Origin of the sequence: Pseudochrobactrum asaccharolyticum, assembly GCF_003314995.1 — a bacterium.
GTDB classification, from domain to species: domain Bacteria; phylum Pseudomonadota; class Alphaproteobacteria; order Rhizobiales; family Rhizobiaceae; genus Pseudochrobactrum; species Pseudochrobactrum asaccharolyticum.
The window spans coordinates 1-26,255 of sequence record NZ_QNRH01000015.1; the positions used below are offsets into that span (position 1 = coordinate 1).

The following is a 26,255-nucleotide window of genomic DNA, read 5'->3' on the forward strand; positions in this document are numbered from 1 at the left end:
GCAATAAAAATGGCTCTAGAAAAACGGGCCGCTTAAGGCCAATAGTATAACCTAAGACTCTCCTGAAAAATGGAGGAGCATTGGGGCCCAGGTCAATCGCCACCCCTTCCCTACACGATGAGTACTGTGTATTTCAAAATACCAATTTAAAAATCTATTGCTATATTTTCGTAATGGTCGCTTTATTTCTCTAATAATTCGCTCGCCAATCCCAATTTGAATTTTATTGCGTCTCCTTTCTTCGACCTCCATCGAATGCCATTCACTACGCTCAACATCTATAATACTGCCATCAGTTTTTTGCTTACAAAGAGCCGGAAAAATTTGGTAAACACAAAAATTACTCAGCTCGCCCTCACATCCGGAAAATAGATAATTGTCGATTGGGATTTCAGGTTTTTTTAAAATATTTATAATATTACTGGCAGCTTTCTTTGATATAATATACCCAGCTGTACCTAAGTGAATTGATTTTAATTTTCCAATTTTAAAATCAAAATCCGTTAAATTCACAACTTCATCTAATTTAATTTTTTTCTTTTCATCTTTAGTCTCTATTTTAATTATATCAGCATCACCAGGTATCCATTCAATACTACTAAGAAAATGTGAAGCCGATTTAGATAAGATAATATCATCTTCGAAAATCGCAGCATAATCCTCATCCCCCGCCGCGATTAATTCAAAGCACCGTATGTGACTATAAAAACAACCGACCTCTGGCGGCGTTATAAGATAGCTCCAATTCCGTAGAGTTTTAGCATACTCTTTACCATCCACCGCTCTAACCCGAACGAAATCTAAGTTATTATGCTTAAAAACCTCAACAATGTCCTGTAAACGGTCTGCACAACGATCTAGATTAATAACGTATGATTTCATAATACTCCTGACTTAAATCATTGCGCCCGATAGAGCTCCATAAAAGCAGAGTAAACTAGTCACATTATTGACTAGCCCTCAATCTAAATTAAGTATCAAATAATATTATTATATTTAAATTTGTCATAAATGCGCCAGAATTTCATCAACCTCATTAAATTAAATATAAAATACAAAACAAGTATATTAAAATAAATATACTTTTTAAATTATACAAAAATGTTAATTTTAGAAGTAAATTATAAAATAACTATAGTAATTTTATTCAAACAATAAAAATTATATATTTTTTGCAAATTTATTTACACCAAACATCATCCAAAACTGATCAAACGAATAAAATTATAAATAAAAATCGGCAGTGAATAACAATAAAAACAAAAAACTTTAATAATATTTAACATTAACGATTAATTTTAAACATAATTCAACAACAAACAAGACTTTAAAAAAATTAGCAATATAATAAAATAGAAAACAACTATAAAACAAGAGGCACCAATGAATTGCATACCTCACAATGACTTTGCTGCAGGATTTATTGCAGGGTGGCAGACCGTTAACGGGCGAAATTCTTCTATCCCCCCAATTCCAGCGAAACCATACGTACCTGAATTCAAAACACCATTTCTTGTTGGGATAGAACTTGGTTTGGAAAAAGCGCTGGGCTTTCGAGTAGCCTAGCCCCTCACCAGATAAAATACTGCTCACTTTTCCTTTTGTCACAGTCGCTAACTGTAGCTTCATGTTCGCGACAACGGATATTCACTGCATCCTAAAACGCCTTAAATCTGAAAAATTTCAATAACCACTGACAGCTACTACAGGCCGACGGAAATAAAAAAGGCAGAAACAAAAATTGCGCCAACCTTTCCGCTCATCAATAAATCACCAGTGTCAGAACATTCGCACTGAAAAATAAAATCAATGAAGACATTTGTGAATACAGCAAGAGATGGAATATTTATGTGTGTTTATTATTAAATATAGATTGAAACTGTATTTAAACATATTAGTAATCACAATAACTATTGAGGCACCAATTTTAGTTTCTGAAAATCTATACCAAGATCGTCGGCAATTTTGATAGTCCACATTTTTTTCTGATACCACAGAGGTACGGCATATTACCCCAAAATATTTTGTGCTGAAGCCAACAATAATTGCCCAACTTTAACCTGCATCAATCGCTACGATATTATATCCGCCATAAAACAGACCAAAGAAAGATATCTTCAGAGCGCTAACGTCTTTTTCCGCACGAATACAGCAGTTCCGGATACACACATATATCTGCCCGATATCTCATCAACACCAGCATTCAAAACATACACTGTGTCGTCACTATTGAGCGTATATTCTGCCGTCGTTTTAAACAGGCCTTTTTCAAACCGGTTATCTATCCGGCAGCCTCAAACCACTTCCCCAAATAGCGATCAAGCTCAAAACCGCCTACCAGCACAATATCATCCGGAATTGTCAAATTAGCAGATATGTATAATTTATAACCTGCAGCCAAGGCTGCAGCTAGTAGCAATATTTTTTAACACTCATAACAGACTCCTGTCAGGTATATTATAAACGCCAAGAGGCTTTGATCGTTCCGAAATCAATACAGCCGAAGAAAACCAAACTCGACGACAGATCTCCCAATAAATCAATAAAAACAGTCACTTGAGATCAAGAAAATTCATCAATTTCATTCATAATCTCAATCATTTAAATTCATTTGCAATAAATTGAATTCCTTTTATTCAGTAATAATCCTGACGTTTTTATATAGAGAAAATCTTTCTATGCGCTTCCGCTACGACATGAAAAAGCTTCCAACCGGTTCATGGTGCGTCTACGACATCATTACAGGGGCTATTGCAAAACATAATGGCAAAGAAGTTATCGGACTTAATATTGTAGAAACCGATAATATGGTTGATCATTTAAATATGATTTATCAGAACGATTTTTCCAGAACCCTGCACTAGCATTCTGTTTAGCATCAGGATTCCCCTGATTAAAATGCCATTATTTTATCAAAAAGGCTCAATATAACATGACGATAAAAGTCATATTATATTGACTTTATCAAAATTATTTCCCACAAAGCCCCTGCTTCACATCTAACGGGCGAACTGATGGCTATTTACAGGGTAACCTTACTACTTATCTTGATCATAATGGCTGGGTGTACTTCCACAGAGATGGAAAAAGACGCAAAATTTTCAACACCAAGAATTCCGCTCAGTGACGGAACTCTCTTCACACAGAGAGTGACACCTAGCTCTTCCTGTCGTCAAAAATGGAGCGAAATAAAACGTGTACAAAAGATTGTAACGCAGGAGGGCTTTGTCACGCGCGGAAAAGGTGAAGTGCTGGTATTCAGCTATCAGGTCAAACTGATGGAGGATTTTACTAGAACCTGCAAAGCATTCATTATGCGGAACAGCCACTAAAATCCCCCCCCCAAAAAAAACAGAAAGCTCTGCATGTCAGCAAAAGGTTTCGTTCTAGGAGCAATAATAGGCATCGGTGTTGGAGCAGCCCTTATAACATCCAGCCCGAAAACCCCTATTATTGGTATTACCACGGCGATAGCTTTTACAATTTTATTCGGGTTATTATTTTCAAAAATAGACAAAAAATACAAATAAAAACAATGTACTAATTTATTTTTATAAAACCGGAAATTGCTCATGAATCTGGGACTCTAATTACATGAAGCTGTTTAGTACATCATCCTATAGAGCCTCAGAATATTAAGTGCTAACGACAAACATGCATTTATCAATTTTGAGCCACAGAGCTATCAAAAACTTTTTTTAACAACGCTTTATAAAATATCTTATTCAAATTTAATAATTTAAAGCTATTTAAAAAAATAAAGAGAAAAATCATTGAGGACAAGGTTTTGCATCGCGAAAAATTTTCAAAGGTTGACTGTGCTTACGAGACTTTAAAAAATGATATTTTACACATCAAAATTGCCCCTGATTTTCCTTTGAAAATAAATTGGCTACAAGAGACATATGGCTTTGGATCAACGCCGCTTCGTGAAGCCTTATCCCGCCTCGAAGGTGACTACTTAGTAAAGTTAATCCCAAACAAAGGTTATTACACAGCCCCGGTTTCCATTGAAGAATTAATGGAACTCTACAGAAGCAGAAGAATATTCAAGCTACAATTGTTAAAAGAAGCGATGCTATTTGGTGATAATAATTGGGAATCCGAAATCGTTCGCACCCATTATCTTTTAGCAAAGCAAACTTCACCATCCGAAGGCAAGTGCTCCTATGAAGATTATATTGCATGGACGCAGGCACATGATGCTTTTGATAACGCCTTAATCTCAGCCCACCGCTCTCCTTGGGCGAGCCACTTTCACATCATGGCGACCAACCATATACGACGTCAGGGCCGTGCTTTCAGAATTTTGATGCCTAATTTTGAAGATCAGAAGTTTTCAACCGGAACGATACAGTCCCCAACCTTACGTGCTCTGTATGCTACGGATCGATATACAGATTTAAGAAATGCTGTATTAAACCGTAATTTTGAACAAACAGAGATTTTAGTAAACAAGCACCTTGATATGGTTATGGCGACATATAATGAGCTACACAACAAAAATTAAATTGCTCTTTTATGGCTTTAAAACGCATTTTTTTAAATATTATGAAGTTGAAAAATTACTTTTAATTTCCTAATGAAGGATAGTTATCATTAATGAGGCTGAATTGATAAAGAATTATACGGATTTTTTGATTGTAATTATTTAACATTAGGTTATATTTCTTACGCATTATTAAACTATTTTAATTTTTATTTTATCAAAACCCGCTTCAGCGAGTTTTATTACATATGAAAATTAAAAAAATAATACCTAAGCAATCATCCATCTCCTCTCCGCTCACCGAAAAAACTCTACGAACAAACACAGCCCTTTTAGATGAGGGCTTATTTCGATCTTCGCCGCTTTCGCAATTGCCAAGCCAAAAATACAATCAGGACAATTGCTATCGTGACCACTGCCACAGAACTATTATAAATGGATATATATTCATAAACAGCCATACTGCACCTCCTGTATAAGAAACAGGCAATGCGCTTTTTTGTTCCTTTCCAGCTTCAAAGCCACCATGAAACCATTGCGAATCCTTAATAATCGGCGCTTAGATACTCAGGTTCTTGATTATTTGTATGATTTCAGGGTGCATTGATGAAAATATGGGGTCGCATTAACTCAACCAATGTTCGCAAGGTACTTTGGTGTGCGGAAGAGCTCAACCTTACTTATGAAACCATTCCGGCAGGCGGTGAGTTTGGACTTGTAAATGAAGCAGCATATCTGGCGAAGAATCCCAACGGGCGTATACCGTGCCTTGAGGATGAAGGATTTGTACTTTGGGAATCGAATGTGATTGTACGCTATCTGGCTGAGAAATATGGCCTAACACCTTTCATACCATCAGATATCCAGTCTAGATATGCTGCTGAAAAATGGATGGACTGGACATCATTTTCCTTTGGGTTGCCTTTCAGAAATTTATTCTGGAATTTGGTCCGGCATACCCCTGAACAGCGTAATGAAAATGAAGTTATATTGGGCATCAAGCACTGCACACCTTTGATGGCAATGGCAAATGCAGAGCTGAAAAAAACACCTTATTTATCCGGTAATCATCTAGGTATTGGTGATATACCTTTAGGATGTATCGCTTACTCTTGGTTCTCGTTCCCAATTGAGCGGCCATCTATGCCTGCGCTGGAGGATTGGTATGAAAGACTGAAATCCCGTCCGGCCTACCAAAAAGGCGTCATGTCTCCACTTACCTGAATATGATGAAGCCCCGTATATGCGGGGCTTCATCATGTTGGGTCATGCTAAATCTCAACTATCCTGATTAACTCAGTGCTGATTTTTAAATTGTGTAATAGCAATCTCTGCATTGAACGCTACATCCTCAAGTCTGGTAATTTTGCGCGCTGTATATGATGTCAAAATAGCTGCACCGACTGAAAACAGACCACACAACATTAAGACTATTGGTACAACATACCAACGCAACCAATTTGATCCGCCTGCGAACCAACCTATCGCACTTGCTATCAGAACAATGCAAATCATTCCGAGATTACGTCGCTGCACTCTTTCTACGAATGTTATAAGAGCAGCTTTGTCCTGTTTAAGCTTAACCAAATTCTGGCGTAGTTGCACAACATCTTGTTCAAGCTGACCAAGGTGAGCTTCATGAATTTCAGTGTTCAACAAAAAACATCCCGCCATCTTAACCGGCATATTACAACACGCTTACTAGCCGATAGGTATATTTCTCTCATTGAGTAAGCACATTATTATAATCAATGAGCGATAACAAATTTCACAAAAGCACGTAAATTTAAAGACTTGAACAGCTTTATAATTTCACTGCTGAATTTCCTCCGTCAGCAAACAATGCGGAACCGGCAACAAAACTTGCCATCGGACTTGCCAAAAACAGAGCCGCTTTTGCTATTTCTTCAGGTTGCGCAATGCGTTTCATAGCATGCAAGCCGGCTGCCCATTCTTTCTGAGCCGAATCCCCTGCCATAGCCGTGTCAGTACCACCAGCCATCAAGGCATTCGCCCGTATTCCTTGTGCTGCATAATCAGCCGTAACCCCTTTCACTAATCCCATCAAAGCGGACTTGGCAGCAGCATAAACACCCATACCGGGCAGCCCCACACTTGTACCTACAAAACTGGATGTGAAAACGATTGAGCCTCCTCCTCGCTTCAGCATAGCTGGAATTTGACTGCGCGCCCCCAGGAATGCAGATGTCAAAGTCGCAGCAACGGTATCCTCCCACTCCAGATACGCAACGTCCGCAAGTGGCTTAACAGGACCGATAGTGGCAGCATTATTAAAAGCGATATCAACACCGCCAAAAACCTTTTCAGCCTCGCGGACAAGTCTTTCGTGTGTTGTCATCAATTTGACATCGCCGGAAATTGTGCTGACCTGCCCACCCGCAAAACGGATTTCTTCAGCAACTTCCTGCAAACCCTTTTCACCTCTGGCATTTAATACAACGGCTGCACCTTCTGCGCTAAACAGCAAAGCTGCCGCACGGCCAATCCCCGATGATGCGCCTGTAATAATCGCAACCTTATTTTCCAGCATTCTCATGACGTTTCTCCAATCAAAGAAAACAGCCATAAGAATTCCCGAACTACCCAACTATGCATTTCTTACGATCAAATTTTAAATGCCTTCCCGGGATAAAAACAGTTTTGAAAATGAAAGCGCAAACGCAGTTATCACATATTTCCTCGCAGGCGGAGGCTTGTAACTACATTATATGTCTAAGAAACAGGCAGAACTATATAAAGTTCAAATTGAATACACCTCTCTCCATTCTAAAAAATGGAGAGAAGCCCATATAAATAAATTTAAATCATAGCGTAACGGTTCTACGCTCTCAAAATATCAAGCAGAATATAATTATCACTGCCATACCAGTAAACTGCTCTCGATCTATGTCAGGACTTACAGCAAGATCTTACTGTCCAAAAGATAGTCCGTTTGAATAACCTTCCATCTCACTTGCTAACACCCAACCTTGAGGGCAACCAGCATAACCTTTGTGGTTGTCAGCCTTACAATTGGCCATAGTAGCCTGATATTCTTCTGCAAGAGGCTGAGGCTTTTTACACAATTCTTCGCCTTTACATTCCGGCCCGTAATCCATCGGAAGCGCCATGACGTAATATACCATGTCAGTCGCATTCACTTGCGCAACTGCCTGAATACAAACCAACTGATTAGGTGCTAATGCGCCGTTTGTTTTGCCGTCAGAACCCGTTGTAGCCACACCTTTTCTTAAAGAAACCGGCTTGTCATTTATCCGGCCATAGTAAGCTGCATTTACGCAACTTCCGTAGATCCGTACATTATAGTAATCGCCGCTTTCGATTTCGCCGGCAGTGCAATTCTCACTTTTATTCTTATCGCAAGTGATACCTGCAGCACTTTGTAACTCCGCGTGCTGTTCAGCAGTTAAATCACCGGAACCCGAAGAAGCTGCTAAAACCGGAGACAATGGTAATGATGCCATGCTCAGGGCAATCGTAAATCCGCACAATGTTTTTTTAAGACTGATCATCGGGAGGTTCCAAAGTTTTTATTCAGCTTTCGCGATATACGGATAAATTGCCACCTAAGGTCACAATATTACGCATGAGAGAAAAACTTCTAACCCCAAAAACCAACTCAGGAAAGAGCTAAAAGCCACCTTGTAACACTGAACGGACCTGGCAGAAGCTTGCCTTAGATAGGCAGAACAACCAAAGCAAACATGCATCCGGACACCATTGTCGCGAATAATCTTCATCTCTGTAGATGAACATATTGAGCACTTTATACCCAGCCAAACTCAGAATAATTTACCCCTTGTTTAATCAAATCCAGTGCCTGTCTCACATATGGAATGAGATTATCCGGCAGAGTATTAACCTCGCACCACAACACCTGAGTATGTTTATCAGGTTCACAAATGTGAGGTTCCCCATGCCAGCTTTCAACAACGAAAAAATGCCCCATCCATGTGGCTGATCCGGTTTTGCAATGCATCGTGTGGGTATGAATGGCATCGTGAGGGTGAACAATGGTGCCAACCTCCTCCAACGTCTCTCGTATCGCAGCAGTCTTAATAGTCTCACCAGCATCCAGCGCACCGGCAGGAACGCTAAACTGTCCATCCATCCAGCCCGTAGCCATACGCTGAAGTAAAAGAACTCGCTCACCTTTACGCAAAATCACAAATACTGCCGCAGACTGCATATGCCTTTCACGATTGCTCATCTCATCAGCCCTTTTGAAGTAGAATCGACCCAATGATCAGCTTGGCATAAACCTCACAAAATAAGAACAAAATTAGAACGAAACTATCCACTCGATACAATCAAAACCACACTCCAAGAAGACGTGCTGTCACAACCTCGGGTTTGGCATTCTCACAAATTCTGGTACATTACAGAGATTAAAGCAGGTAAAACCAACCGCGCAGAGACCATTTCTAAAAACATTGAGAGACTTATTCTCATGAACTCTAAAAGACCATCCAGCTGTTGCTCCAACAGCTGCCGTTGACCCGATATAGTATGCGCTGGCTGTCAGCACATGCGTGGCAATATCTCGACACTCAAAACCCCAAGACTCTCAGTTCACCGTGGAATCTCCGACAACCTTTTGGCACTGAGAGCTTTTGAAATTGGTTTCGTGATCGTTGCAACGATACACAAATCAAAAAGAGCGCTCATGACATAAGAAAGCTCTCACCAACCCCTGCACCAGAAGCAGCCACTCATGGGCTCATAACATAATACGGATGACCGCATGTTAAACGGGCAGAACTGTGCACGAAAGATACAGATCAAGTGAGACTCGGCATTAAGTCTTCACGCCCTGTTGCTGATCAAATTGGGAACGAATTATCCCGCACCTCAACTAATAGTGCGGGTAAAACGCTAAAAAATAAAATAATTCAAATATTTGAAAATTGGATGGAGGCCTCGCCCGAAGCAGACTTTTACACGCCGATCAATGCTTTAAGTCATGGTGTGGCAGTTTTTACGCTCATAAAATATCAATGACTTACAAGAAGTGGTGCCACACCTAAAAAGAGGCCGTATGCACGTGGCCATATAGCGGCTGTATGAAATGTCAGGCTTTGTCGGAGGGTGCAGTCGGGGGCAGAGATATACCGTCGCGCTTCATGGCGATAATGTGTGGAGAAGATAACGGTATGAAGAGACTGTCTTGAATATGGATCTGCGCAATGAGCGATAATACCACGCCATGATGAAGCAGGCACGCCAACGCGACGCATTGAAAAATTAGGAAAGTCTTTGTGAAGTTCAATACATGTGTTGCAGTATTACTACAGACATTCACATCAAAAAAAGTAGATTAGCTGCATCGGCGGATAGGCGCCACTATAGTTTGGAAAATCCATGAGAATCAAATTTATTTTACTTGCTTCAGTCGTAGCACTTTCGGGAATCTCCGCAGCTAATGCCGCTGATGCAATCCAGTATCAAGAACCTGCTCCAGCTATAGCTGCCCCGTCATTTTCTTGGACTGGTGGATATGCTGGCGCCCAAATTGGTTATGGCTGGGGTGATTCAGACTATACCTATCTATTTACTGATGGCGAATTGAAACCGAACGGTTTTCTTGGTGGCATCTATGCTGGCTACAACTTTGCTTTAGAGAACAGCGTTGTTCTAGGTATTGATGCTGACATCACTTATAGTAACATTAAAAAAGACCACACCATCTCGTCGGCTGAGTACGAAACTGAATTGCTTTGGTCTGGTGCAGTGCGCGCTCGCGCGGGATATGCAATTGACCGTTTTCTCCCTTATCTCGCTGGCGGTGTAGCCTTCGGTCAGGTGAAAAATTCCTACGGCCTGCCAGCTATCAACAAAACTTTTTCCGACAAAGAAACCCTTACTGGTTGGACAATCGGAGCTGGTCTTGACTATGCAGCCACTGATAACCTGATCCTTCGTTTTGAATACCGTTACACAGATTATGGTAGCAAAGATTTTGACTTTGGCGGAACTGAAGGTGTTTCTTATAAGTTAAAAACAAATGATATCCGCGTTGGAATTGCCTACAAATTCTAAGCTACGCATATAATATAATCGCAGCCGCCTAATCTCTAGGCGGCTGTTTTTTATTTTTTATTTTGTGCCAAAGCAGCCAGAACCCGATCAAGACGATAGTTTGTCTCCCTGGCGTCGTCCCGCGCTCTTTTGATGCTCTCATGCAGAGCATAATCACTGGCCTTAATAGAAGCTGCGAGAGTACGGATTACCATCTCTCCAGCCCAATCCTAACCGCAACTTAAAATTGATTATAAATAAAATTAAAAACTAATGATTGACAAAAAATATTAATAGTCCATATTTGTGTTATCGATATTTGCTTGTTTAGCTTTGCTTTCTGCGCCCCATTGGCGCCTTTGACGAATCTTCCTTTCAAAAAAATCGCTATCACTCTCATCGCGTATTTCCGCGTGAGTTTTCTATTCTTGCTATGAAAAGGGTTCGTTATGACCACTGGCACAGTTAAATGGTTTAATTCTACAAAAGGCTTCGGCTTCATTCAGCCTGATGAAGGCAGCGCAGATGTGTTCGTTCACATTTCAGCCGTTGAACGTGCTGGTATGCGTGAACTCGCAGAAGGCCAGAAAATCGGTTACGATTTAGAGCGCGATAACCGCTCGGGCAAAATGTCAGCCACCAATCTTCAGGCTGTATAATTTGGTATAACTCGACTTTGACCACGGATGTACTGGCATTGTTGAAAACATTACCGCGAGAGGTCAGACAATTTGTCTGGCCTTTTTTATTTCTCACTTCAAGATTGGCTACCAGATGAAATCTATGCACAGCTTATTGCGTCAAGATGCAGAAATTGCTTTTGACAAGACACAGATTCAAAACAACGTGCATAACCGTGTCCTTCATGAAATCGAAGAAAATGTGAAACTTCGAGATGAAAAAAACGCTCGATTAAAAGCACAAAGACTTGCTCAAGCAGCAATCACACCGCCTTCAAAAACAAAGAAATCAAAACCAAAGAGCAGCATTAAGGCACATTAAACCCGCCCTTAATCATGAAGCTGACAACGCCAAGGATCAACGCGCTGATAATCAGCCAGACCACCTTCGCCAGAGTATCGCTTACACCGGATATTTTCTTTTCCAGATCGTTAAACCATAACAACATATGTCAATTAACAGCTAAAATCGATGCAACAGCAGAAAGCGCATGAGTTTTTTTAATTGCAAAAATTGCAAAAAGTAACGGAGGGCAAACATCAACAAGAAGAAATGTTATCATCTTCAGAGATATAAAAGCCTGATCTAGCTTGGTTTTTATTGAATCAATCCAGTCTTTACGCTCTCTATATTCAATACCAGGTGGTATAATTTTACTTTCTTCCTTGGTAAAGTAATCTGGATCATCTACTCGCTTTTTCAAGTCTTCGAGCAAGAGCTTATAGTTTTGAATTCTGAATTCGATTGCCTCGAACACCTTACTTTCTACTACTTTTAATATAAAAATATAGAGAAAATAAAAAACTGCCAATCCACATAGGCCAAGAGATAATTCCTTATCAAATTTTGCCTCTAAACCGAATATATTGATAGTTTGTCCTGATATCTGAAAAGAATGAAGAATTATCAAAAACAGACTGGTCACCATTAATGCCTTCCGGCTTTTTATGATGTCTTCATGATCCATTAGTGCGTACATATTATCCCTTGCATCTAACATTACCGATATTGATGTTTGTGACAAAATTCGCATGGATTGTCATCATTTGTTATCCTGAGCCAACACGGCAAGTACTTGATCCAAGCGCTTATTTGTTTCCTTGGCACTATCACGCGTTTCATCCTTTAATTCCTTCATACCATCTCGTAACTGGTTCACATGCCCATCGAGATCAACACGGCGCACGTAATCATCTCGTGTCCTGTTGATCCGCTCGTGCAAAGCATCATCACCGGCTTTGATGGACGCGGCAAGAGACCGGAATGAAGCAATAAGCGCAATGATAAATGAGACCACCATAGAGGCCGATATCCCGATTAACCATTTAATATCCTCTCCCATCACCAGCACCCCTGCCGTTTTCCATTTTGGTCATTACCTTCCACCCTCTCAGCAGCCTGCCGATCAGCTTTTGTCAGAGCCACCAGCCCAGCGGCTGAAAGATCATTCTTGCGCCAGCCCGCGCAGTTGCTCGCACTCTCCAACTGTGCGCACCCCGCGACGGCGAAGAGACTGAATACAAAAATCATAGTCCGAAAGATTGCGTGTTTTCGCATCATCCCTCACCCTCTCCCGCTCAGTACGGATATCGCTTTGTAATTGCTGAATTGCGCCCTCTTGGCGCTGCTTATACTTGCCTAACTGAAATGCACCGGTGAGAGCCGCAGCCCCCACCAGCAGCAAGCCAGCGATGATTTTGAGCCGCCCCATCATCAGAGTGCCTCAACCAGTTCGGTGATTTTGTCTCTCACCTGCTGCATGGTGACGATGGAATAGATTGAGATGCCGATGATACTGAGAACAATCACCATCTGCACACGCCAATCAAATGCCCCCATCAGGGCTGCAGGCGACATGGTGCCGATATAGCCCCACAACCACGCCCGTTTTGATTTCCAGACAGGTTTAGGCTTTTCAGGCTCAGGCGTCAGGTTTTCCGTTTCCGGCTTTTCAGGAACCGGTAATTCATTGCCCGCAGCTTTTATCTTGCGCAAAACCGCCTCAATCACTTCCGGCTCAACCAGAGCCTTATTGAGCGCATCACCGTCATAATAGGACTGGCCGCGCTTGAGCTGTCCGTGCGCGCCTTTCGTCGCGGCAAGCACCGGAAACGAAGCCCATTCCATAGCCAACCGTTTGGCAAACTCTGGCATGGTGATTTTGCCAGCCATGAAATCTTCATAGCCACGGCGCTTAAGCAGGTGATAGCCGAGGCGATCTTGCAGATCGGGATCAAACATCTGCTTGCCGGACAAACGCAGCTCCCGCGCCAAATCCTGCAAGGTTTTGCGCATAAACTGATAACCACCAGAGGCAGAGGATTTAAACCGCCGCGTGAAATCGGCCTGCGCATCCACCAATTCACCAATCGTCATAGACGTGATCGGCTTTGGCAGCTTGTTCTGGTTGTGACCATAGATGACATCATAAGACGCGCGATCAACCCGCCCAACCTCAATCTTACGAATGAAGTCAAGCAGGATCGCCGCGCCGTTTGGCACGGTTTTATCCATTTGTGATTTTCCTATGAAAAAGCCTTGTCGATTATATACAATCAACTAACGGCAACAAAAACCGCCACAGCGGTGGAGAAGAGAAAAGGCGATAGCCAGACATAAGCGGCCTGATTGCGCAAAAAATTGATGTAGACATGCATCTACAGCACGGCCGATATAACCGATATTAAGACTGGTTTAATTACCTCTGGGAATTAGATAATCGACTTAGATGCAATACATGGAATAAAAATAAACCGCCTTATGGCGGCTATTCAGTTTCTGGGTCTGAATGATTTTTATTCTTTCAATTCAATATACATTGAATTCTTCTTATATTGATATCTTTTATAGGGACGCAAAATCTCTCTTATTATGCGCCTCCAAATTGATATATTTTTTTTAATATTAACTGCTCCCACACTCCAAGAGTGGCTTTTCTCCCAGATAGCATGATCATGATTTATTGTGCTATCTATGCCTGATTGGCAGCATAAGGCTGGAATCGTCTGATAAACTATAAAATCATTCAAGAAGCCGCCATTCAAGCAGAAAAGCGCAACATCAATCGGCTTATCATATCCACCCAACAAAGTTAAAAGCCTTTGCGCCGCCGTCTTCGTGATTATAAAACCTGCCGCCCCCAAATGGTCAGACCTAAGCCTGCCATAACTAACCTCACCTTGCTTAGGAGAGATAATTTTCTCAACATGCACATGCATACCACAAGTCTCAAACTTAATGACATCTGCCTTTTTGGGTAGCCATGTTGTATCAGTCAAGTATCTGCCTGCATCGCTAGAAAAAATCAGATCATCTTCAAGTACAATCCCATACTCATCATTGCCGTTTGCTATCATTGTCAAGCAGTGTATATGGCTCATAAGGCAACCGAACTCAGCCGGCCTCAGAGAATATTCCCACTTCTTAACACTTGCCGCATAAGCCATACCATCAAATGCAGGAACACGGACAAAAGAAAGCCCCATTTCATTTAACTTTGCCGACATGAGCTTTAACCGATCAGGCCGCCTGTCTAAGTTAATGAGATATGCTTTCATTATTTGCCCTATAAATTTCTATACTAAAAGAGATTGATACGGATACCACCTCATTTTTTATGACGTAACAATCTCGTATAAAGGAGTGTTTGGCGTGATATTTTTGATTTTAAGCCCAGAATTATAAAGGTGAAACCCTTCCGTTTGCGAGGTAATCAAATCGCCAACTGTTAACCCCTCTGCGAGAAGCAAATTTGATAAAGCGCCAAACATGGGAAAATACCTCTGAATTGGCGCAGCGTGATCAATAAGGCCAAGCCGCTTAACATGATATGTTAACAGATCAGGCCCGATTACTCCCCAATCTTGATCTGCAATATGCTTCCCTCGACCAATCATTTTTTTAAACCTCATCTTGCGCTGCTTTTTCGCAGGCAACCAAGGGGGGATAAAATAATTATCTTCCGATGCACTTAATATTGATTTCAACAGATCACTTTTCTGAGGGAACTTAATGATTGCATTATTTAGACGAATATTGCTTTCCCAAGAAAAAATATATTCACGATCAGTAAATGGCTTTACGCAAAATACATCACAATCAACATACAACCCCATACCTTCGCGTTGGATCCGATATCTGTAGACATCAGAGGCAATTGAAAGGCTCCCCGTTTCTTTATGCGAAAATACTTCATTCTCGCTCATTAATTTGCTGGCATCAAAGAGCCGAACACCAGCCGGAGTATCCTCGGGTTTTCCATAGGCATGCAGTACAACATCATGGCCGTGTCGCAGAAAAGAGCGTAAACATGCGGCATGCACAGGCCCTAATTTTTTACCAATCCAAACTGTATTTACTAACATGCTTAAAACCTTGAACCCATCATGCTCTTTCACTAGCCTTCTTTATGTAATATGCAAGAGCCTTTCCGCCGCGAATTAATGTTAAATACAAAATATTGCATTTTAAAACACCCGCATAAGCGGGGCAAAAGAGCGCGAAGTAGTGACTTATACTTTTACAGCATATACAGGATTGGCCACTCTATAAGCGAGGAATCAATGCCAAAAGACTGTGCAAAAAACATCAAACTTAGCATCCTTATACCTGCATACAACGTTGAAAAATATATTGAAGAATGCTTAAATAGTGTCAATCTTCAAATAACAGATGATTGCGAAGTCATATTGTACGATGATTCATCAACTGATGAGACATTGTCATTAATCGAGAAACATCCGATCACGGAAAATAAAAATTTTAAGCTTATCAAAGGCGACGTCAATAAAGGTTTAAGCTATGCTAGAAATACTCTTAAAAGCTTATCTTCAGGCGATTATATATGGTTTTTAGACTCAGATGATATAATTTTAAATGGTTCAGTAGAAAAAATATTTTTTACTTTTAACAGCCATGATGTTGATATGATATTATTCAATTGTTTAAGGTGGTTCGAACTACTAAGCACCGACGGAACTCCAATAGGATATGAAGTTAAAACTTATCACAAACCAGCCGGTTATTACTCAACCGATAGTGCAAGTATTTTTTGTGATATTTTAAAAAATGGAAATCTTCACGTTCCATTAAAAATATTCCATAAAAATTTATTTATTGAAGGCACTGAATTTCCTGTTGGACGAATATTTGAAGATATCAATATTACTCCTCTACTAGCATCGCTATCAAAAAAATAGCGTACATTGATGAGCCGCTTTACGCATATCGCCAGCGTACTGGCAGCATCACATCTAGTATAAAACCAGAGCTTGAGGTCGAACCCTTGCGTTCTACCAATAACCTGAGAAAAAGATACGAAACCATCCACGGCCCATTATGCAAAAAATCAAATACAGCTGTAGCTTACCTTGCTGCTGTACAAGCCCGCGCGGCAATAAAAGGTATACTCAAGGACGGAAAACAAGAAAACACACCAATGCTACTAAAGGAAGTACTCACCGTATTTAAAGAAACACACAAGCTCAGCCTCTTATCTCTTACGTATATCGCATTAAATAATGGCGGCGTAAGTTTTTGCTACCAATTTTTGAGGCGCATATTACAGGCCAAAATAAAATCTAGAAAAACATGAGCCGGTACTATTGATCTTAAGCATCAACGCACCTTCCAAGCTGCATCAATTTCAGCAGGTGATTTATCAAACATAGCGCCGATCATATCGACATACGGGTCTGTTCGGCTGATATAGGTAGAAACTTCCCACGCATTGAGCGCCTTTTGACGCTCAATATCAAAGGGGATTTCATTGATTTTTGCAGCCACCATATGCGGGAAAATACCCATATCGGTTAGGATATCACGAAACTCACGCGGGGTTTTATCCGGCATTTGTGCACGCAGTTCTTCCGCCGTTGGTTCGGGTGGAGGGATATATGGCAGGATTTCAGGATTATTGTCTGCAATCCATTGTGTGATGATTGGTGTTAATGGGCTGTAGATGTCAGAGGCTCGGTAAGCGTAAACAGAACGAATACGTCCTTCTGGTCCTGTATAATCCATATCGAATACAAGTACATTATCAACATCAGCGCGTACTGAAAAAACTTTATTAATCATTATCTTACCCTCTGAATAAAACATCCCCACTGAGTTGTAGATACAATCGACTGTCCAATACCTACCCACACACCAGTCAAAAGAGCTCCAGAGCCGAAATTTGCAACCACCCTTTTACTGGTGTGAAGCCTAGGTACAATTATCTCGTTAAGTAGAGGAACAGTGCTCTCGGTGGTGTGACAACTTAAGATAGCGCCGATTGGGTAGTTAACCTCATCAGGATCACTGCCAGCATAAAACCCAGCCTTCGCATTAATCTCAGCTATTACGTTTTTATCGCCAACCCATAAATCACCTTGGGTGACAATATCGCCCTCGGCTTGGATGTAGCCTGTCGCGTCGATATTTCCCGTTACTGTCCCACCGGATTTATCAAATTTTTCAGCCAAAGCATCAGCAATAGCTCCAGTCTCAGTCATCTGTGCTTCGGACTTGTTGGCGACGTTGCCAAGGTCAACCGCAGAGCTATCCATTGTAGCCAGAGTACCATCTCCGCGCACATATTCCGCAGTCGTGCCAGACGGAGATGCAAACGCACCTATGTTTGTTCTGGCCTGCATCTTTTGAGGCTCGGTTAATGTCTGCGGCTCATACTGGACAGAGTGTAGAACATCACCAGCGGCAGCTTCTGCGCGATCAGCTTCGCTTTCGGCTCTGTCGGCCTGCTGCGTTGCTTGTGTCGCTGATTGAGCCGCCGATAGAGCAGAGGCTGGATCATTCATAATCCGATAGCGTCCGTCACTTTCGCGGGTCAGCATTACGCGACCTTGCCATTCACCGGCTGCAAGCGGATTGCCTGCCGCATTGAGAACAACACCCTGACCAAGTCCTGTCACGCTAAGGGTTACGCTCCCCGTATTCGGCGATGCCACATCAATATAAAACACCAATGGAGAAGCCGGATTGACGCCGGTTCCTACCACCGCTGTCGGCGTATTAACGCCACCGCCCGCAATAGTCAATTTCGCAATTGTATCCGGCATTGTGCGGCCAAACACCCAACCGGCACCGTCATTTGTATAATAGCCATCCCTAAGAGGATCAGGGTCATTAAGCACGATACCAGCCGATGGAAACGACAACGGCAGATAGGCGACAAGTGCCGCATAGGTCTGGAAATAGACCACGCCGGAATTGAGATATTGCGCAAGGCTATCAATATCATATTCCGCTGCCGTTCCGATTGGCACAAACGGCCACGTGCGTTCTTGATTGCCAAACTCTGCCTTTATCGTATAAGCGCCGCCTGCAACGAAAAACAACACTTGCCCGTTTTCATCGGCATTAAACGGGTTGGCTTTGGGTGCAGAGCCGTCACGGGCACTATAGAGCTTTGCCAATGCCCCCGTTGACGTGTTGCGGACGGTGATCTTTGCCATAGGGACAACAGCGCCGTTACCGTCCTGAATAACGCTGTGCCATGCTGAGTATTCCATATTTATACCTCAGTTTATGCGTGGGCCTCGGACATCGCCTTGGCCGTTTGTGAATGTTAGAAATGAAAAACCATCAATTGCAGCACCGGCAGCCCCGCCATTTGACCAGCTATTACCGAGGCCATGCTTGCCGGGCTGACCTGCTGCACCACCATATGCACCATCGTTACCGCCGCCATTGCCCGCCCCCGGTCTTTCAGGTGTGCCCGCAGCACCATCGCCCTGCCCAGTGCCCCCAAGCCCTGCAGAAAACCCCTGCCCGCCTCCACCACCACCGCCATATTTCCAAGTGCCGGAACCGCCACCACCGCCGCCGCCCCAAATCTGGTTTGACTGCTCAATCATGACAGGTCTGCGTGTATAAAAAGCCGTTCCGCCTGCCTGACCATGTGTGGCGTGCCCATCATTGCCAGCGCCATTGCCACCATTGCCGCCGCGCCCTTGAATACGACCGCGGATAAAGAGTTTCAGAGGAATATCGGAAGGCCAGTCACCAACAATAAAGGCAGCCCGACCGAAAATCTGACTGCCTACTTTTGCACCTTCATTAATGATGCAGATTATTTCATCTTCCGGCTTCGGTGGCGGATAAAGCCGGTCGTAAGCCTGCCGCCAGTTGAAGTTATAAACGTCACCGTCAATGGTAATTGTTCGGTCATTCAGATCATCCTCAGAGAAGTCCAGAAAGCGCATTTCAAGAGCGCTCACGTCAAAACCTTCCGCCTTCGGCACGACTTTTGTTACCTGAACCGGAACAAGATCAGGCGCACCGGTTGCGTCCTGCAGAATGCGCGATGAAACCAGATAGCCATCGCCTGCCATTGGCGGGATTGTATCGACACCTCTAAATGTTCTGAACTGAAACTCCCGTGGCGGGTTTACGAACCGGCCAAGCAGAATTTCATTGATACGCTTGGCAACCGGACGGCCGAATGCTGGTATCCATGAGGCATGAAGCGTCTTGATAATATCGCTGCCGTAATTGGTTTCTTCCTCAAGGTTCACATCCATCTGCAAGGAATGGTAGCTCGTTGGCTCCGTATCCCGCTCCAACGGGCTACGCTTCCCGTAATAAGTCATCACCTGAGAAAGACGCGTATCCGGCTTCTCCGTTTGTTTAAAGCTGCCTTTGAGCGTGTTCATATCATCATAAACACGAGCGTCAGTATCAATCGCCCGGATAACTTTAAGACGGATCAGCTTTGTATTCTCATCCCACCACACCATAAGTCCGGCCTGCTGAATAAGCTCCGATATGGCCTTAGACACGCCCATAGGCTCTGCAATGATGCGGAAATACCGCCGCCGTAAGAATGTTGCGGTTTCAACGCGCCAGTCATCAATCGGGATATATTCAGTCGTTATCTTGGCATATGAAACGAGCAGATCGCGAATAATGTCTGCAGGGTCTATACCGTCATAGACTTGGCAGACTTGCACACGATCTTGCGATTTGTGCGCGACATTGACCGAGCCTTCAACACCGCGCTCCACTGTGAACACATCGCCGGAACGGGTGAACGTGCAAATCTCCTTACCACCGATATTGATATGTCCACTTTCAGGATATTCGAGATTACCCGCACCTGTCGGCCCGATAGTGAATGTCGTTTGCGTGGCATTGATATCTGATAAAAGATAACCACGCGATGCGATTGGCACCTTCACACGGGCATCGTCTGCCAGTTTCAAAACATCTTTGGCTGTAATGTTAAAACGTCCATCCAGTGTCGGCCCATTGAAATTATCAATGATGAAGTGGCGCACTTCCATTGCATCAATCGACTGCCCGACCTGCCCCTGTATCCATCGCATAGGGCGACCACGCAAATAGCGTTGACGTGCCGAGAACTTGCCCCAAAATGTGCCTTGGTCGTATGGGTTATAGTCACGCTGAGCATGATATTTATCAAAGCCAAGACCGGTATCAGACCACAAAAAATCCGACATCGTGACGGACAGGCTTGCTCTGCGGCCAAGATTTTCACCAATCGACACCTCACCGGCAGAATAGGATACGCTCTCAACACAGGGCGCCGTAACTTCAATGCCAGATGATTGAAGATAAGAAGCCCCGACTGCAAAGCGAAGCGTGACAGACTGCGCCTTAAAGCTCGTTCGTGCCTGACAAGTCGATTTTGTGTTGAAACACGGGCTTGAGCCGGTCGCGCCACAAGGCAGCACTCCATGATTGAGACTGCAATATTCAATATCAATCTCAATAAATTCGAGACGCTGCATTTAACACCTATGCGATTGTCGATATATCCAGTGTGAAATTCACCTGAATGCCGCCGGCATAATGTGCAGCATCAGGATTAATGTCGGTGTTGAGCCAGCCGAACCCGACTTCATCCGGGTAAAGTTTTGGAAGCCATGAAAAGAAGAACGGCTGCGTCAGTGAAGTTTTGGCAAAATCGCCAAACTCGCGTTTGAACCAACTGTAATCAACCATTTCAAAGGTATAAGACACGTTTTTGGACTGGTCAGTGATGATACGGCCAAGGAAATCCCCGCTCTCTGCGCGCCCTGTTGTAACCTCTGTTTTATAGGCAAAATGCAGCGGAACCACTTCCTGAGCGATGCCACGCTGCATAACCGTGAGCTTGCCAACATAGAGAATGGCAACCTGTGGCGGCGCTTCCTGCGGTTTCAGCTTCACACGGATGCGCGTGGGGTAAATCTCATCAAAGCGGATAATGACCGGTTCATCGGAGCCAAGATATTGCCCATTGATAAGCTCAACATATCCGTCATTTTCCAAACCAGAAATAAGTGCTTCAACACTGATCTCGCAGAATGTGCTGCCGAGATTGTGGCGGGCTACAGCGATGTAATCAATCGGTGCACTACCGCCTAATTCCACATCAACGGTCTGTTCATCCAGTGAGGTTGAGCGCCATGACAAGGCAGTATTGGTGTTGCCCAGATTGCTTGCCGGAAAGAGTGGATTTTCAAACTGGGCGACAACATTCCCGCGGGTCACATAGTTGCGCCATGCAAACCACGGCTTGCCACTTGTGCCGGACTGCGCCGAAGCGACAACCATGTTTTGCGATATGATGATGGTCATGTTTGATGTTCTCTCCTTAAGCGCATGCCGTGCACTTAATTAACAGCGTTGGTTAAGCTCAACCTTGCGTGATTATCTCTTTTACGCTATATAGCACATATGCGATGGACAGTAGAAACACTTGACGAAAATGTAGACGCCGAAATTGAGGCGCTACCTGCTGGCCTACAGGCTCGACTTATCCGTTTAATGGAAATGGTCGAAGCAGTCGGCCTTGAGCAGTTGCATGAACCTCATGTGAAGCATCTAGACGGAAAGCTCTGGGAGCTTCGCGCTAAAGCGTCAGAAGGTATTGCTCGCGGGTTATATGTTACAGTCACGGGTCGCCGTGTTGTTGTCCTTCACGTATTTATTAAAAAATCGCAGAAGACGCCTAAAAGCGCCTTGGATATAGCGAAACAGCGAATGAAGCAGGTAAAGCCATGACCAAGATTGCAGAACTCAAAAAACGCCTGATGCAAAATCCTGAATTCCAGCAGGAATATGAAAAGGCAGATGCAGAATTTGCCATTATCGAAGCCCTTGTGAAGGCCAGAACAAAAGCAAGAATGTCACAAGCTGATGTTGCCAAGACCATAGGCACAACACAATCAGCTATTGCGCGTCTTGAAGGTGGCGGTGTTTCTCCTTCGCTTTCAACCTTGCGTCGCTATGCAGAGGCTACAGGCTCTAAGCTTGAAATTAATTTGGTTCACCTATGAGCCGATCCAGAAAGAAAACGTCTATATGCAGAATGACTACCGCAGATAGCGATAAAAAATTCAAATCAACCGAACATCGTCGCGAGCGGTAAGCAGTTTCTGCCGCTCTAAACACCGAGCAAGCGATGCCTCATGAGCGCCAATTTGGCGACCCATAGAAATCTGAAAAAGACGGCAAGCAATGGGTATGGATTGCATAAGTGCAGACGGCGGCCTAACTGCTGAATTAGGTTTTGTGACCATTAAAATCCACGAAGACACAATCAAACAGTTGTTGCTTGATGCTGTTGATGCATCATCAGAAGAGCCATCTATAAAGGAACTTCTAAAAGCAAAAATTAAATCGGGAACTGTCGAAATGCTGTCACGATTGTTAACGGAAGATCTGAGAAAGGGTCTATCTCAGATGCCGAACGCAGCCCTGTGGCTTCGTACACAACTTGGCCTTTGATTACAGCGACAAAGAACAATCTATTCCTTCCTGTTAAATACCCTTCCAGCTAATCACGTGTCCGTCTTTCTGAACATCGTTGATTTTCTCAATCAGGCGGATCACCGTTCGAGGTTGCGGGTTCTAGTTGCATTCAATGGTTAAACGTGGTTCGCATGCATGTTTTTGAAAACAAACAGCGAGGCGGTAAAGTGAAAGAAGCAATAGAGCAGTTAATTACCAATGATATGGCAATCATATCGGCAACCGTAGATAGCACAACGCTACTCATCCAATCCCTTGTTGATGCGAAGGTTCTAACGAAAGAGCAAGCAGCCGCGTCATTGCATGGTATTGCCGACCACATGCATAAATTAAGTCAAAACCCGAACATCCCTGATCAAAAGAAAGTTTTAACAATTATTTCGGATCGCTATCGAGAAAAGGCGAACGCATTTATTAAGTAACTGCAATATCGATGCGCTTCATACCGTATCTCACAGCTAAATATGATTACGGTATTAAGTTTTTCATACTCACGTCACCTTCACATCAAGAACATACCCATCCTTCATCATTTCGTTCATTTTTCCAAAAAGTTTTGCAACAGCCTCAGTTGAATGCATTTCGCCACCATGCAAGGTGATCTGCGCCATTTGCCTGAGTGGTGCCTTTTCCCGTGGTGCTGCGGCTTGGGTGGTGCCGGCACTACCGCCCCCGCCACTTGCCGATAACTTCGATCCGGACTTAATGGCCGCAACCAAGGACATACCCTTTGCCAACACAGTAGCCATAGCCGCAAGGTTTTGCGGAAAACCTAACTTCAGCGCCTCTGCTGCGCCGACATAGGTGCTAATCAAAGCAGATGCGGCACCGAAAATACGCTGTGCCTTGAGCATTTTTTCATTATTCGATCCAACTACACTAGCCATTGCCCCCATAACATCACCAATGCCACCAAGGGCATCAGCATAGGCCATCATTCGCAGGTCGCGCATTTTCTGCTCATGCTCTGCAGTTATTTGCTCACGCCACCTATTATATTCTTCCTCTGTTATTTTCTTCTGCTCTAGGAAGTTTTTAAGCATCTCAAGCTGTCGTTCATATTCAGATATTTGGCGCTCTTCCTCAGTCAATGCGCGCTCAAATGCTTTCTCCTGAATCTGATCCTTGAACATTTCATACTCTTCTTCAGTCATCTTTTTGTTATCAAGATACCATTTGAGAGTTTCCATATCCTTGGCGTACGCTTCAATCTTGGCTTCCATCTCGGATTGCAGGCCAGACTTCAAAGCCTCAAGGCGAGACTTCATTTCATCGGCGATTTTATCGGCTTCGCTAGTGCCGGAGCCGCCACCGGAGCTGCCTCGGCCTCCTCCTGATGCAGGAAGATTTAACTCTGGCACTTTTGTTGGTTTTGTCCAGCCTTCAGGAAGTTGTGGCCCTTGCTGCTCGCCCCATCCTTCAGGCAAGTTAGGGCCAAACTGAGCGAGAGCGGCTATTTCGCCCCGAGCGGCGGCAGCGTTTTTAGCAAGATTCTGTAGTTCTGCAATCCAGCCAGCAAATGACGGGTTGGTAGCCGCTAATTTATCAAGAGCAGAGGTAAGCTCCTCAGCAGATATTTCCCCGCCCTTAAATCGATGAATTAGCTCCCCAGCTTCTTTATACGCTCCGCTCATAGCGGTCTTGATATTGATAAGGCCGCGACCGGCGGCGTTGTAAGCCTCCTCAAGATCGGCCATGAGAATAGCTTGACGGCGAGTAGCGGCCTCAAGGGCAACTATTTTTTGTGCTTCTGTGGCTGCTGCACCGAGATCGTAGAGTGACCGTGCTGCTGCCTCAATTCCGCCTGTTGCTCCCTGACTATTGTCGCCGGCAATCTTTATTGCCTCAGCATAGTATCTTGCAGAGTCTGCACTTTCGCGTGCCCTCTGGTTAAAGGCGTAAACAGCAAGCCCAAGAGCACCAATGATCACACCAACAGGCCCGCCCATAGCAGTGAAGGCACTATTCAAAAGCCCTATAGACCCACGAAGGGTGTTAATTGCTAATGTGCTGGCTGCGGCTGTCGTTGTTAACCCTGCGATAGATGCGGCCGCATTAAAAGATGCCGCTGCTGTAGCCCCCAAAGAGAGCACTAGGTTAACGCCGAATGCAGTGGCGAGGGTGCCCACAACATACGCAGCTTCTGGTAGATATACGGCCATATCAGAGAACACACCAACAAGGTCAGTAACAGCCTGAATGGTGGATCTCAACACAGATTCTAATCCGGCCTCACCAAGGGCAATTATCAACCCCTCCGCTGCGGATGAGAGGTTGTTAAAATCTCCCTGCAAGTTATCGCGCATAGTGTCAGCCATACGCTTGGCTTCGCCGTTAACGTCTCGCAACTGCGTACTTAACTCGCCTAATCGGCTTGATGCTCCGGCCATGGCGAGACCAGCACTGGCAGCCTCTCGACCAAACAGCATCATTGCAGCTTCTGCGTTTAGACCCCGCTCCTGCAACAGCTTGAAGATGTCCGCCAGCGACTTTGTTTGCGGGTTGACATCCTTCATTGTCAAGCCCATTGCCTTTAGTGCCACCTCCCCTTCCTTGGAAGGCTTTACCAGAGAGGCAAGAACAGCGCGCAGACCTGTGCCAGCCTGTGATCCCTGAATACCAGCATCAGACATAACGCCAATAGCGGCGGCGGTATCCCCCATAGAGATACCAAGCGAATGAGCCACAGGAGCGGCATACTTCATTGCATCGCCAAGTTGCAGCACATCAGTATTCGCTCGTGTCGATGCCGCAGCAAGAATATCAGCGGCTTCACCAGCCTGATTAGCGCTTAAACCAAAGCCTGACATAATATTGCTGGATATGTCAGCAGCTTCTGCAAGCCCCATAGACGATGCAGTCGCAAGATCGAGTACATCAGGAATTGCGGCTATCGAGTCCTTTGCCTGAAAGCCAGCCATACCAAGAAACTTAAGAGCATCGGCAGCTTGCGACGCGCTATATTCCGTAGTCGATCCAAGCTCTTTGGCTACATCGCGCAGAGCAATCATTTCATCGGCATTGGCGCGGGTGATCGCTTTAACGGCAGACATTGAATGCTCAAAGCCTGCAATTGTTGTAGCAACCCTATCCATTGTGAAGGCTGTAGCAGCAAACGCAGCAAGTCCAGATGCCAACTTGCCAAACGAGCCGGTAAGGCTATCTGTAGCGCTCTCTGTGCGCTTTGACTGACCCTCAATGCTTTTTAGCTTGCTGTCAGCAGCCTCAGCGCCGTCTAATTTAACACTGATATTTAAAATAGCGGTACTCATAGCGACCTCAT

At 44.0% G+C, this 26,255-nt stretch carries 31 protein-coding genes; 13 read left to right on the plus strand and 18 right to left on the minus strand.

Annotated elements, in window-relative coordinates; translation table 11 throughout:
• Positions 1–51: 51 nt before the first annotated feature.
• Both DFR47_RS20245 and DFR47_RS22420 read right to left on the minus strand, forming a co-directional pair.
• Positions 52–882: a glycosyltransferase family 25 protein gene (locus tag DFR47_RS20245; protein WP_113946325.1), complete on the minus strand. Its 831-nt coding sequence runs from the start codon at positions 880–882 to the stop codon at positions 52–54.
• A gap of 1,235 nt (positions 883–2,117) precedes the next feature.
• Positions 2,118–2,285, minus strand: a complete 168-nt coding sequence (locus DFR47_RS22420) for a lipocalin family protein (protein WP_113946326.1) — start codon at positions 2,283–2,285, stop codon at positions 2,118–2,120.
• Positions 2,286–2,678: 393 nt separating this feature from the next.
• On the opposite strand from DFR47_RS22420, the gene DFR47_RS20255 reads away from it, so the two are divergent.
• The 4 genes from DFR47_RS20255 (at position 2,679) to DFR47_RS20275 (ending at position 5,713) form a co-directional block, all read left to right on the plus strand.
• Positions 2,679–2,864: a hypothetical protein gene (locus DFR47_RS20255; protein ID WP_113946327.1), complete on the plus strand. Its 186-nt coding sequence runs from the start codon at positions 2,679–2,681 to the stop codon at positions 2,862–2,864.
• A 501-nt stretch (positions 2,865–3,365) separates the two neighbouring features.
• Positions 3,366–3,530 (plus strand): hypothetical protein, encoded by a 165-nt coding sequence (locus DFR47_RS21910; protein WP_170137582.1) that lies wholly within the window; start codon positions 3,366–3,368, stop codon positions 3,528–3,530.
• A 257-nt stretch (positions 3,531–3,787) separates the two neighbouring features.
• Positions 3,788–4,510, plus strand: coding sequence for a GntR family transcriptional regulator (locus DFR47_RS20270; protein ID WP_170137583.1), 723 nt, complete (start codon positions 3,788–3,790; stop codon positions 4,508–4,510).
• Between the two features lie 582 nt (positions 4,511–5,092).
• Positions 5,093–5,713 (plus strand): glutathione S-transferase family protein, encoded by a 621-nt coding sequence (locus tag DFR47_RS20275; RefSeq protein ID WP_113946331.1) that lies wholly within the window; start codon positions 5,093–5,095, stop codon positions 5,711–5,713.
• 72 nt (positions 5,714–5,785) lie between these two features.
• Here DFR47_RS20275 and DFR47_RS20280 read toward each other — a convergent pair whose 3' ends face one another.
• The 4 genes from DFR47_RS20280 to DFR47_RS20295 all read right to left on the minus strand — a co-directional run bounded on the left by DFR47_RS20280 (position 5,786) and on the right by DFR47_RS20295 (position 8,720).
• Entirely contained in the window at positions 5,786–6,145 is a 360-nt protein-coding gene (locus DFR47_RS20280; RefSeq protein WP_147245677.1) for a hypothetical protein, read from the minus strand.
• A 148-nt stretch (positions 6,146–6,293) separates the two neighbouring features.
• Positions 6,294–7,046: an SDR family oxidoreductase gene (locus tag DFR47_RS20285; protein ID WP_113946381.1), complete on the minus strand. Its 753-nt coding sequence runs from the start codon at positions 7,044–7,046 to the stop codon at positions 6,294–6,296.
• Between the two features lie 373 nt (positions 7,047–7,419).
• Positions 7,420–8,022 carry a hypothetical protein gene (locus DFR47_RS20290; protein ID WP_113946333.1) on the minus strand — a complete coding sequence of 201 codons (603 nt, stop codon included), beginning with the start codon at positions 8,020–8,022 and terminating at the stop codon, positions 7,420–7,422.
• Between the two features lie 254 nt (positions 8,023–8,276).
• Positions 8,277–8,720, minus strand: a complete 444-nt coding sequence (locus DFR47_RS20295; RefSeq protein ID WP_113946334.1) for an NUDIX hydrolase — start codon at positions 8,718–8,720, stop codon at positions 8,277–8,279.
• A gap of 1,151 nt (positions 8,721–9,871) precedes the next feature.
• On the opposite strand from DFR47_RS20295, the gene DFR47_RS20300 reads away from it, so the two are divergent.
• The 3 genes from DFR47_RS20300 to DFR47_RS20310 all read left to right on the plus strand — a co-directional run bounded on the left by DFR47_RS20300 (position 9,872) and on the right by DFR47_RS20310 (position 11,530).
• Positions 9,872–10,549, plus strand: a complete 678-nt coding sequence (locus tag DFR47_RS20300) for an outer membrane protein (RefSeq protein ID WP_113946335.1) — start codon at positions 9,872–9,874, stop codon at positions 10,547–10,549.
• Positions 10,550–10,977: 428 nt separating this feature from the next.
• Positions 10,978–11,187 carry a cold-shock protein gene (locus DFR47_RS20305; protein WP_113946336.1) on the plus strand — a complete coding sequence of 70 codons (210 nt, stop codon included), beginning with the start codon at positions 10,978–10,980 and terminating at the stop codon, positions 11,185–11,187.
• Positions 11,188–11,302: 115 nt separating this feature from the next.
• The gene (locus DFR47_RS20310; RefSeq protein WP_113946337.1) at positions 11,303–11,530 is read left to right on the plus strand and encodes a hypothetical protein; all 228 of its coding nucleotides are present in this window, start codon (positions 11,303–11,305) and stop codon (positions 11,528–11,530) included.
• Here the strand turns inward: DFR47_RS20310 and DFR47_RS21920 are convergent.
• The 7 genes from DFR47_RS21920 to DFR47_RS20340 form a co-directional block, all read right to left on the minus strand.
• The gene (locus tag DFR47_RS21920) at positions 11,517–11,657 is read right to left on the minus strand and encodes a hypothetical protein (RefSeq protein WP_170137585.1); all 141 of its coding nucleotides are present in this window, start codon (positions 11,655–11,657) and stop codon (positions 11,517–11,519) included. The genes DFR47_RS20310 and DFR47_RS21920 overlap by 14 nt on opposite strands.
• 3 nt (positions 11,658–11,660) lie before the next feature.
• Positions 11,661–12,137: a hypothetical protein gene (locus tag DFR47_RS20315; protein WP_147245679.1), complete on the minus strand. Its 477-nt coding sequence runs from the start codon at positions 12,135–12,137 to the stop codon at positions 11,661–11,663.
• 114 nt (positions 12,138–12,251) lie between these two features.
• Positions 12,252–12,551 (minus strand): hypothetical protein, encoded by a 300-nt coding sequence (locus tag DFR47_RS20320; protein ID WP_147245681.1) that lies wholly within the window; start codon positions 12,549–12,551, stop codon positions 12,252–12,254.
• Between the two features lie 102 nt (positions 12,552–12,653).
• Positions 12,654–12,923, minus strand: coding sequence for a hypothetical protein (locus tag DFR47_RS20325; protein WP_113946340.1), 270 nt, complete (start codon positions 12,921–12,923; stop codon positions 12,654–12,656).
• On the minus strand, positions 12,923–13,723 hold the full coding sequence (locus DFR47_RS20330) for a lysozyme family protein (protein ID WP_113946341.1): 801 nt from the start codon (positions 13,721–13,723) through the stop codon (positions 12,923–12,925). Before DFR47_RS20330 ends, DFR47_RS20325 begins: the two co-directional genes overlap by 1 nt.
• A 281-nt stretch (positions 13,724–14,004) precedes the next feature.
• Positions 14,005–14,766, minus strand: a complete 762-nt coding sequence (locus DFR47_RS20335; protein ID WP_113946342.1) for a glycosyltransferase family 25 protein — start codon at positions 14,764–14,766, stop codon at positions 14,005–14,007.
• A gap of 57 nt (positions 14,767–14,823) precedes the next feature.
• The gene (locus tag DFR47_RS20340) at positions 14,824–15,573 is read right to left on the minus strand and encodes a glycosyltransferase family 32 protein (RefSeq protein WP_147245683.1); all 750 of its coding nucleotides are present in this window, start codon (positions 15,571–15,573) and stop codon (positions 14,824–14,826) included.
• A 198-nt stretch (positions 15,574–15,771) separates the two neighbouring features.
• Here DFR47_RS20340 and DFR47_RS20345 point away from each other — a divergent pair, with 198 nt between their 5' ends.
• Together DFR47_RS20345 and DFR47_RS21650 are read left to right on the plus strand one after the other, a co-directional pair.
• Positions 15,772–16,407: a glycosyltransferase family 2 protein gene (locus tag DFR47_RS20345; RefSeq protein ID WP_170137586.1), complete on the plus strand. Its 636-nt coding sequence runs from the start codon at positions 15,772–15,774 to the stop codon at positions 16,405–16,407.
• A gap of 86 nt (positions 16,408–16,493) precedes the next feature.
• Positions 16,494–16,802: a hypothetical protein gene (locus DFR47_RS21650; RefSeq protein ID WP_147245685.1), complete on the plus strand. Its 309-nt coding sequence runs from the start codon at positions 16,494–16,496 to the stop codon at positions 16,800–16,802.
• Between the two features lie 23 nt (positions 16,803–16,825).
• Here the strand turns inward: DFR47_RS21650 and DFR47_RS20350 are convergent, their stop codons facing one another.
• The 4 genes from DFR47_RS20350 to DFR47_RS20365 form a co-directional block, all read right to left on the minus strand.
• Complete coding sequence (locus DFR47_RS20350) at positions 16,826–17,287, minus strand: hypothetical protein (protein WP_113946345.1); 462 nt, start codon at positions 17,285–17,287, stop codon at positions 16,826–16,828.
• The gene (locus DFR47_RS20355; RefSeq protein WP_210207358.1) at positions 17,287–18,666 is read right to left on the minus strand and encodes a hypothetical protein; all 1,380 of its coding nucleotides are present in this window, start codon (positions 18,664–18,666) and stop codon (positions 17,287–17,289) included. The genes DFR47_RS20350 and DFR47_RS20355 overlap by 1 nt, the downstream gene beginning before the upstream one ends.
• A gap of 66 nt (positions 18,667–18,732) precedes the next feature.
• A complete protein-coding gene (locus tag DFR47_RS22260; RefSeq protein WP_113946347.1) occupies positions 18,733–20,964 on the minus strand; it encodes a hypothetical protein in 2,232 nt (743 codons plus the stop codon).
• A gap of 7 nt (positions 20,965–20,971) precedes the next feature.
• Complete coding sequence (locus DFR47_RS20365; protein ID WP_113946348.1) at positions 20,972–21,796, minus strand: hypothetical protein; 825 nt, start codon at positions 21,794–21,796, stop codon at positions 20,972–20,974.
• Between the two features lie 99 nt (positions 21,797–21,895).
• Between DFR47_RS20365 and DFR47_RS20370 the strand changes: the two genes are divergently transcribed.
• The 4 genes from DFR47_RS20370 to DFR47_RS20385 all read left to right on the plus strand — a co-directional run bounded on the left by DFR47_RS20370 (position 21,896) and on the right by DFR47_RS20385 (position 23,394).
• A complete protein-coding gene (locus DFR47_RS20370; protein WP_113946349.1) occupies positions 21,896–22,222 on the plus strand; it encodes a type II toxin-antitoxin system RelE/ParE family toxin in 327 nt (108 codons plus the stop codon).
• Entirely contained in the window at positions 22,219–22,497 is a 279-nt protein-coding gene (locus DFR47_RS20375; RefSeq protein ID WP_113946350.1) for a helix-turn-helix domain-containing protein, read from the plus strand. Before DFR47_RS20370 ends, DFR47_RS20375 begins: the two co-directional genes overlap by 4 nt.
• Before the next feature lie 181 nt (positions 22,498–22,678).
• Complete coding sequence (locus DFR47_RS20380; protein ID WP_113946351.1) at positions 22,679–22,948, plus strand: hypothetical protein; 270 nt, start codon at positions 22,679–22,681, stop codon at positions 22,946–22,948.
• 155 nt (positions 22,949–23,103) lie between these two features.
• On the plus strand, positions 23,104–23,394 hold the full coding sequence (locus tag DFR47_RS20385; RefSeq protein WP_113946352.1) for a hypothetical protein: 291 nt from the start codon (positions 23,104–23,106) through the stop codon (positions 23,392–23,394).
• Between the two features lie 69 nt (positions 23,395–23,463).
• Here the strand turns inward: DFR47_RS20385 and DFR47_RS20390 are convergent, their stop codons facing one another.
• Entirely contained in the window at positions 23,464–26,244 is a 2,781-nt protein-coding gene (locus DFR47_RS20390; protein ID WP_147245687.1) for a phage tail tape measure protein, read from the minus strand.
• Positions 26,245–26,255: the final 11 nt, after the last annotated feature.

Excerpts from the sequence above, each read along its gene's own strand:
- DFR47_RS20295 (WP_113946334.1), bottom strand. The coding sequence starts at position 8,720 with ATGAGCAATCGTGAAAGGCATATGCAGTCTGCGGCAGTATTTGTGATT.
- DFR47_RS20305 (WP_113946336.1), top strand. The coding sequence starts at position 10,978 with ATGACCACTGGCACAGTTAAATGGTTTAATTCTACAAAAGGCTTCGGC.
- DFR47_RS20315 (WP_147245679.1), bottom strand. The coding sequence starts at position 12,137 with ATGGTGACCAGTCTGTTTTTGATAATTCTTCATTCTTTTCAGATATCA.
- DFR47_RS20365 (WP_113946348.1), bottom strand. The coding sequence starts at position 21,796 with ATGACCATCATCATATCGCAAAACATGGTTGTCGCTTCGGCGCAGTCC.
- DFR47_RS20345 (WP_170137586.1), top strand. The coding sequence starts at position 15,772 with ATGCCAAAAGACTGTGCAAAAAACATCAAACTTAGCATCCTTATACCT.
- DFR47_RS20310 (WP_113946337.1), top strand. The coding sequence starts at position 11,303 with ATGAAATCTATGCACAGCTTATTGCGTCAAGATGCAGAAATTGCTTTT.
- DFR47_RS20380 (WP_113946351.1), top strand. The coding sequence starts at position 22,679 with ATGGGTATGGATTGCATAAGTGCAGACGGCGGCCTAACTGCTGAATTA.
- DFR47_RS21910 (WP_170137582.1), top strand. The coding sequence starts at position 3,366 with ATGTCAGCAAAAGGTTTCGTTCTAGGAGCAATAATAGGCATCGGTGTT.
- DFR47_RS21920 (WP_170137585.1), bottom strand. The coding sequence starts at position 11,657 with ATGTTGTTATGGTTTAACGATCTGGAAAAGAAAATATCCGGTGTAAGC.
- DFR47_RS20355 (WP_210207358.1), bottom strand. The coding sequence starts at position 18,666 with ATGGCAAAGATCACCGTCCGCAACACGTCAACGGGGGCATTGGCAAAG.
- DFR47_RS20390 (WP_147245687.1), bottom strand. The coding sequence starts at position 26,244 with ATGAGTACCGCTATTTTAAATATCAGTGTTAAATTAGACGGCGCTGAG.
- DFR47_RS22260 (WP_113946347.1), bottom strand. The coding sequence starts at position 20,964 with ATGCAGCGTCTCGAATTTATTGAGATTGATATTGAATATTGCAGTCTC.
- DFR47_RS20335 (WP_113946342.1), bottom strand. The coding sequence starts at position 14,766 with ATGAAAGCATATCTCATTAACTTAGACAGGCGGCCTGATCGGTTAAAG.
- DFR47_RS20290 (WP_113946333.1), bottom strand. The coding sequence starts at position 8,022 with ATGATCAGTCTTAAAAAAACATTGTGCGGATTTACGATTGCCCTGAGC.
- DFR47_RS20370 (WP_113946349.1), top strand. The coding sequence starts at position 21,896 with ATGCGATGGACAGTAGAAACACTTGACGAAAATGTAGACGCCGAAATT.
- DFR47_RS20285 (WP_113946381.1), bottom strand. The coding sequence starts at position 7,046 with ATGAGAATGCTGGAAAATAAGGTTGCGATTATTACAGGCGCATCATCG.
- DFR47_RS20350 (WP_113946345.1), bottom strand. The coding sequence starts at position 17,287 with ATGATTAATAAAGTTTTTTCAGTACGCGCTGATGTTGATAATGTACTT.
- DFR47_RS20385 (WP_113946352.1), top strand. The coding sequence starts at position 23,104 with ATGCATGTTTTTGAAAACAAACAGCGAGGCGGTAAAGTGAAAGAAGCA.
- DFR47_RS20325 (WP_113946340.1), bottom strand. The coding sequence starts at position 12,923 with ATGATGGGGCGGCTCAAAATCATCGCTGGCTTGCTGCTGGTGGGGGCT.
- DFR47_RS20255 (WP_113946327.1), top strand. The coding sequence starts at position 2,679 with ATGCGCTTCCGCTACGACATGAAAAAGCTTCCAACCGGTTCATGGTGC.
- DFR47_RS20340 (WP_147245683.1), bottom strand. The coding sequence starts at position 15,573 with ATGTTAGTAAATACAGTTTGGATTGGTAAAAAATTAGGGCCTGTGCAT.
- DFR47_RS20330 (WP_113946341.1), bottom strand. The coding sequence starts at position 13,723 with ATGGATAAAACCGTGCCAAACGGCGCGGCGATCCTGCTTGACTTCATT.
- DFR47_RS20320 (WP_147245681.1), bottom strand. The coding sequence starts at position 12,551 with ATGGGAGAGGATATTAAATGGTTAATCGGGATATCGGCCTCTATGGTG.
- DFR47_RS20245 (WP_113946325.1), bottom strand. The coding sequence starts at position 882 with ATGAAATCATACGTTATTAATCTAGATCGTTGTGCAGACCGTTTACAG.
- DFR47_RS20300 (WP_113946335.1), top strand. The coding sequence starts at position 9,872 with ATGAGAATCAAATTTATTTTACTTGCTTCAGTCGTAGCACTTTCGGGA.
- DFR47_RS20375 (WP_113946350.1), top strand. The coding sequence starts at position 22,219 with ATGACCAAGATTGCAGAACTCAAAAAACGCCTGATGCAAAATCCTGAA.